A 4989-nucleotide genomic window follows, 5' to 3' on the forward strand; every position below is an offset into this window, starting at 1 on the left:
CACCCACACACGCCAAAAAGGCGCCGCGAGCAAAATTTGAACCCATGAAGGGCTCGAAAACCCGACTGAAGTCGAACAACCAGCTCAAAAAGAGTTGATCATTCAGTTTCAACCAAAGGATAATTCGCCCAAAACACAACACAACCACCCATGCGAGTGACCATGCCGCGCCTCGGGACGAGGTAATTGGCATCGATTTTTGACACGCTGTTGAGTTCTCAAGAATCGGACACACACCATCAACCAACTCAGTGAGCCAGCCTCCGGGGCAACCCTTCAAACTTACCCGCCACACCCCAACCAGTCAAACCCGCGGTCCGCCCTACCGGGCATCCCACCGAGTCAGACCCGCCTGGTCTCAGCGGTCCTGCTCACCAAAGCCTACCGGATCAACCGGAGCACCTCAGCCACCCCAACGAGCTGCTCGACCAGGTCGAGCGCCACACCGGGGCGATTCAGAACCCTACCGGACGAACCGGACTGCTCCGAACCATGATGGCCAACCCCGGGACCGGCCAACTTCGCTCACGATCACTCGCTCGCGGTGGCGTCCGTTCCTCCCTGTCGGGCTGACGAAGAGAACAGTAACCCGCCCCTCCGGAGAAACACAAATCCGCCCTCCCCCGCACCGCAGTTGAGCACGAACGGGGCGAATCCCGTTCTCCTGCAACGGGATCCGCCCCTTCGGCCGCCAACCAACGTCCCGATGTGGCCCTGTGTCACCTCGGGAACGGGCGCGACTCACGCTCGTCGGGCAGCCGCCAGATTGCGCCGCCCGCGCTTGATGACGGCGACCGCGCCGTGCAGGAAGTCGTCCTCGCCGAGCACCCGTTCGGGGTCGGTCAGCTTCACGTTGTTGAGGGACGCCCCGCCCTCGCCGATCGCACGCCTGGCGCCGTTGCGGGAGTCGACGAGTCCGACCGCCACCAGGGCGTCCACGACGGACGTCCCGACAGCCACGGGGGCACCGGGTAGCTCGGACGTCGCGTCACCCAGCGTCTCCGCGTCGAGCCCGCCGAGGTCCCCCTTGCCGAACAGCGCCTCGGAGGCCGCCTGCACCGCCGCCGTCGCGTCGGCACCGTGCACGAGGGTGGTGACGTCGGCGGCCAGGGCCTTCTGGGCCGCCCGCCGGAACGGCTCCTCGGCCACCTGCCGCTCGAGCTCGACGATCTCCTCACGCGTTCGGTCCGACAGCGCCTTGAGCATGCTGACGACGGAGGCGTCCTCCACGTTGAGGAAGTACTGGTAGAAGACGTACGGGCTCGTCATGTCCGCGCTGAGCCAGACCGCGTTGCCCTCCGACTTGCCGAACTTGCGCCCCGTCGAGTCGACGAGCAGCGGAGTCGCGAGCGCATGCACCGACCTGCCCTCGACCCGGTGGACCAGGTCGACGCCGGCGGTGATGTTGCCCCACTGGTCGCTGCCACCGATCTGCAGCGTGCAGCCCCGACTCCGGTAGAGCTCGAGGTAGTCCAGTGCCTGGAGCATCTGGTAGCTGAACTCGGTGTAGGAGATGCCCTGGTCGCTCTCGAGGCGACGGGCGACGGCTTCCTTCCGGATCATCTGGTTGACGCGGAAGTGCCGGCCGACGTCGCGCAGGAAGTCGAGAGCGCTCAGCGGGGCCGTCCAGTCGAGGTTGTTGACGAGCACGGCCGCGTTGTCGCCCTCGAACTCGAGCAGCGGGCCGACCAGCTGCTGGATGCGGCTCACCGCAGCGGCGATGGTGTCCTTGTCCTGCAGCACGCGCTCGGCATCGGGCTTCGGGTCGCCGATGAGCCCCGTCGACCCGCCCACCAGACAGATCACTCGGTGGCCGGCGGCCTGCATGCGCCGCATCACGGAGAGCTGGACGAAGTTGCCGAAGTGCAGCGAGGGGGCGCTCGGGTCGAAGCCGCAGTACAGCGTGATCGGCCCCTCGGCGAGTGCCTCGCGCAGCGCCGCCTCGTCGGTGGTCTGTGCCACCAGGCCACGCCACTGCAGCTCGTCGAAGATGTCCGTCACGGGTATCGGTGTCCTCTCGGTCCAGCGGGCTCCCTGCCCACCCGGACACAGCCTGCCGTATGCCGTCGCGCGCGGGCCAACGAGTACCGCGCGGTCCCGCATGGCGGGCATCACCTGCGGCGGCGCACGACACCCGGGCGGTAGGTCGACACGCTCGGCTCGCCCTCGACCCAGAAGCGCCACGGGTAGGCCRCCGCGTCACCTCCGGGTCCGCTGACACCGACCCGGGGACCGACACGCACGCGGTCCGGCGTGGCCGGCTCGCCCTCGGACACGACGAGGTCGATGGGTTCGCCGACCGGGGGGCGGCAGAAGTCACGGCCGGTGTGCTCCTTGGTCATGGCGAGCGCCTGCCCGAGCCGGCCCGGGCCGCGGGCCCAGTCCCGCTCACGAACCGGTCCACGGCGCGCCCGGACGAGGTCCTCGCCAGCCACGACCTCGCCCGCGCGCACGAGAACGGCCGACGCGGCGCCCTCGTGCCCGACGACGAGGTTGACGCACCAGTGGTGGCCGTAGGTGAAGTAGACGTACGTGAAGCCCGGAGGGCCGAACATGGGGCGCGTTCGGGGCGTCTCGCCGCGGAAGGCGTGTGACCCGGGGTCGACCTCACCGGCATACGCCTCCAGCTCGGTCAGACGCAGCACGACGCCGCCGAACGACAGGTGTCGGCCCAGCAGGTCGGGGGCGACCTCGACCGACGGGCGGGCGAAGAMCGCGCGTGGGAGGCGGGTGACGTCGGGACTCACCGACGACACGCTAACGGCAGGGTCAGACGCCCGCCGACGTCCAGCTCCGGGCGTCGGCGAGACGGTCGCGGGCAGCCGCGAGCTGCTCGGTGACCCGGACCGGTGCGGTGCCGCCGACAGCGTCCCGCGACGCGAGGGACCCCTGGACGGACAGGACCGACCGGACCTCGGGTGTCAGGTGCTCACTGATCCGGGCGAAGTCCTCGTCGGTGAGGTCCCACAGCTCGATGCCGCGCGGCTCGCACTCACGCACGCAGGCACCCGCCACCTCGTGGGCCACCCGGAAGGGGACACCTTGCCGCACCAGCCATTCCGCGATGTCGGTGGCGAGGGCGAAGCCCTGCGGAGCAAGCGACTCGAGGCGCTCGGTGTTGAAGATGAGCGTGTCGACCATGCCGGAGAAGGCCGGCAGGAGCACCTCGAGCGTGTCGACGGCGTCGAAGACGGGCTCCTTGTCCTCCTGGAGGTCGCGGTTGTAGGCCAGCGGCAGGGCCTTGAGCGTGGTCAGCAGACCGGCGAGGTCTCCGACGAGGCGACCGGCCTTGCCACGCGCGAGCTCCGCCACGTCGGGGTTCTTCTTCTGCGGCATGATGCTCGACCCCGTCGAGTAGGAGTCGTGCAGCGTGACGAAGGAGAACTCCTTCGTCGCCCAGAGCACGACCTCCTCGGCGATCCGCGAGATGTCGACGGCCGTCATGGCCGAGACGAACGAGAACTCCGCGACGAAGTCGCGCGRGGCGGTGCCGTCGATGGAGTTCTCCACGGCACGGGCGAAGCCGAGGTCGTGGGCGACGGCCTCCGGGTCGAGACCGAGCGACGAGCCGGCAAGGGCGCCGGAGCCGTAGGGCGAGACGTTCGCGCGCACGTCCCAGTCCCGCAACCGGTCGACGTCGCGCAGCAGCGCCCACGCGTGCGCGAGCAGGTGGTGCGAGAGCAGCACGGGCTGCGCGTGCTGGAGGTGGGTGCGTCCCGGCATGGCGACCTCGAGGTGCCGATCTGCCTGTGCGACAAGGGCATCGACAACATCGAGCACGAGTCCGCCCACGATCCGCGCGTGCTCGCGGAGGTACATCCGGAAGAGCGTCGCCACCTGGTCGTTGCGCGAGCGGCCGGCGCGCAGGCGACCGCCGAGTTCGGTGCCGACCCGCTCGATGAGGCCACGCTCGAGCGCCGTGTGGACGTCCTCGTCGTCCTCGGCGGGCGTGAAGGCTCCGGAGAGCACGTCGGCCTCGAGGCGGTCGAGGMCCTCGATCATCCCGTCGAGGTGCTCCTCGGAGAGGAGCCCCGCGGCGTGCAGGACGCGGGCGTGGGCGCGCGAGCCGGCGATGTCGTGCGGTGCGAGACGCCAGTCGAAGTGGGTGCTCTTCGACAGGGCGGCGAGCGCCTGGTCGGGACCGCCGGCGAAGCGTCCGCCCCAGAGGCTCACTCGGGCGGCCGGGGTGACGTGGGCACCCTCGCTGCCCTCGGTGGCGCTCGTGCGGGTGGGGTCGGTCATCGCGGGTTCTCCTCGTGGGTGATCAGCGTGGGTCGTCGGCATGGTGTCCGGGGTCGGTGGCAGAAGGGGGCGCCGAGATGGGTTCAGTCTCGCGTGCCGGCGAGGGACTGGAGGCGTTCGGCCACCRCGGCCGCCTGCTCGGCGCTGCCGGCGACGAGCAGGATCGTGTCGTCGCCCGCGATGGTGCCGACCACCTCGGGGTCGCGAGCCTGGTCGATCGCCGAGGCGAGGTAGTTGGCGGCCCCCGGCGGCGTGCGCAGCACCACGACGTTGACGGCGGCGGCTGCTGACACGAGCAGCTCCTCGCACGTGCGTCGCAGCCTGGCGGAGGCTGCGTCCCCGATCGAGCCGACGGCGGCCACCTCGCCGCCCTCGCCCGGGACGGCATACACGAGCGCGCGTCCACGCCGCACCTTGACCGCGCCGAGCTCGACGAGGTCGCGTGAGAGGGTCGCCTGCGTCACCTCGGTGCCCTCGGCGACGAGCAGGTCGGACAGCTCGCCCTGGCTGTGCACCTCGTGCGAGCCGAGCAGCTCGACGATGCGCCGCTGGCGCTGGGTGCGGCTCACGGCGTCGCCTCCCCCGTCGCGCGGGCCGCGTCGAGGATCGCCGGCAGGGCGTCGAGGAAGCCCTGGAGCTCGTCCTCGGTGATGACGAGCGGGGGCGCGAGACGGAGGGCTGTCGACGTCACCGCGTTGACGATGAAGCCGGCCTCGCGAGCGGCCGCCATGACTGCAGGAGCAGGTA

At 70.2% G+C, this 4989-nt stretch carries 4 protein-coding genes and 1 pseudogene; all 5 read right to left on the reverse strand.

What is annotated here, in order from left to right:
- Positions 1-741: 741 nt before the first annotated feature.
- The gene (gene tyrS, locus AC1DP0_RS17890; protein ID WP_478087006.1) at positions 742-2001 is read right to left on the reverse strand and encodes a tyrosine--tRNA ligase; all 1260 of its coding nucleotides are present in this window, start codon (positions 1999-2001) and stop codon (positions 742-744) included.
- A gap of 110 nt (positions 2002-2111) precedes the next feature.
- Entirely contained in the window at positions 2112-2747 is a 636-nt protein-coding gene (locus AC1DP0_RS17895) for a DNA-3-methyladenine glycosylase (RefSeq protein WP_478087009.1), read from the reverse strand.
- A 22-nt stretch (positions 2748-2769) separates the two neighbouring features.
- Entirely contained in the window at positions 2770-4242 is a 1473-nt protein-coding gene (gene argH, locus AC1DP0_RS17900; RefSeq protein WP_478087011.1) for an argininosuccinate lyase, read from the reverse strand.
- A gap of 83 nt (positions 4243-4325) precedes the next feature.
- Positions 4326-4811, reverse strand: coding sequence for an arginine repressor (gene argR / locus AC1DP0_RS17905; RefSeq protein ID WP_478087013.1), 486 nt, complete (start codon positions 4809-4811; stop codon positions 4326-4328).
- A pseudogene (gene argD / locus AC1DP0_RS17910) lies at positions 4808-4989 on the reverse strand (acetylornithine transaminase); the annotation flags it as partial. The pseudogene argD and the gene argR, both read right to left, overlap by 4 nt.

The sequence above is a fragment of the Terrabacter sp. P5_B1 genome, assembly GCF_056400505.1.